The organism is Paenibacillus farraposensis (genome assembly GCF_020736845.1).
GTDB classification, from domain to species: Bacteria; Bacillota; Bacilli; order Paenibacillales; family Paenibacillaceae; genus Paenibacillus; species Paenibacillus farraposensis.
Genome location: NZ_JAFFQR010000066.1, coordinates 1 through 1,182 on the forward strand (window position 1 = coordinate 1; position 1,182 = coordinate 1,182).

General features: G+C 32.8%; 2 protein-coding genes. Both read left to right on the forward strand.

Annotated features, from left to right (window positions below):
• On the forward strand, positions 1 to 523 hold a 523-nt coding region (locus JO375_RS12500), incomplete at its 5' end, for an EndoU domain-containing protein (RefSeq protein WP_229524801.1).
• A 19-nt stretch (positions 524 to 542) separates the two neighbouring features.
• Positions 543 to 1,007, forward strand: a complete 465-nt coding sequence (locus JO375_RS12505) for a hypothetical protein (RefSeq protein WP_229524802.1) — start codon at positions 543 to 545, stop codon at positions 1,005 to 1,007.
• The last annotated feature ends 175 nt before the right edge of the window (positions 1,008 to 1,182 follow it).

Sequence of the window (1,182 nt, forward strand, 5' to 3'; positions counted from 1 at the left end):
AAAGTCAGGCAAGAGCGAAGGAACACCTGCCTCACAGAAACCGAGCAAACCCAACGAGAAGTTGCCCGGAACTAAGGGGACGGGACAAGCTGCTAAGTCTGTTATAGAGAAAGAGAAATGGCTTGAGAGTCTACAAAGCACAGAAAACTTCAAACAAGGGACTAAAGAAAATGGATTAAACCATATTTTTGATGGTGAAATACTCAAAAATGGAAATGCTAATGGTTTTCATTATGAAGGAATGCCAAATAGTAACGGTAAAATTGTCGGAAATATTGACCCCCCTAATGAGTTTGGTGTCTATCAAGCCAATGTTGAAATTAATGGAGTATTAAAAGGACCTAAATCCACATTTTTTCCAAAGGAATGGACACCACAACAGGTGATAGAATCAGTAAATGAAGCTTTTAATAATAAAGTAATTATAAAAAACAATAAATATATAGGGAAAACAAGCACGGGAATGGAAATAGAGTTTATTCTAAGAAATGATAAGATAATTTCAGCTTATCCAGTATATTGAATTGGAGGTTGTTTGAATAATGATAAAATATAAATATAAATTGAAATATATGGAGGAATTCAATATAGTTGTATTGGATTTTGACGAAGAAAAATCACTGGAATTCGCCAATATGATAAGTGATCCCTTAGGATCTGATATACCTTGGAGATTTAAAGATTTGAGAAATGATATTGATAATTATGTTGATTTATTAAGGGGAAATATATCCGAATATAGACATGGAGGAAATGCATCAAGCGTTATATCCTATAGAGACTATACAATAATTGAAGATCCATTTTATGACGAGGAAGAAGATGAAATTGAACCGATCTGTAAATTAGAGACAGTTGAATTTGTGAAAATTATATTAGTATGGGCTTATGAAACTTATAAATATAAAAGCGAGAGGGGGGTGATTGCTCGAGAGGAGGCAGAAATGGTTATGAATTGGATTGAACAAGAAATGATAAAAGTTAAGAGTATAGAAAATAACGAATAAACATAACAAACACTGAGAAGCTTATTCTTATAAGAGTCATAATTTGGAATAAGCTTCTCAATATGTAGGCAGGTATATCAACAGTCTTTTATAATATTGAAACATTACATAAATTTTGATTTAGGTAACGTAGACGATACGGACTAAGATCGTTTTCTCCTTAGGGGACGGGTAA

Excerpts from the sequence above, each read along its gene's own strand:
- JO375_RS12505 (WP_229524802.1), top strand. The coding sequence starts at position 543 with ATGATAAAATATAAATATAAATTGAAATATATGGAGGAATTCAATATA.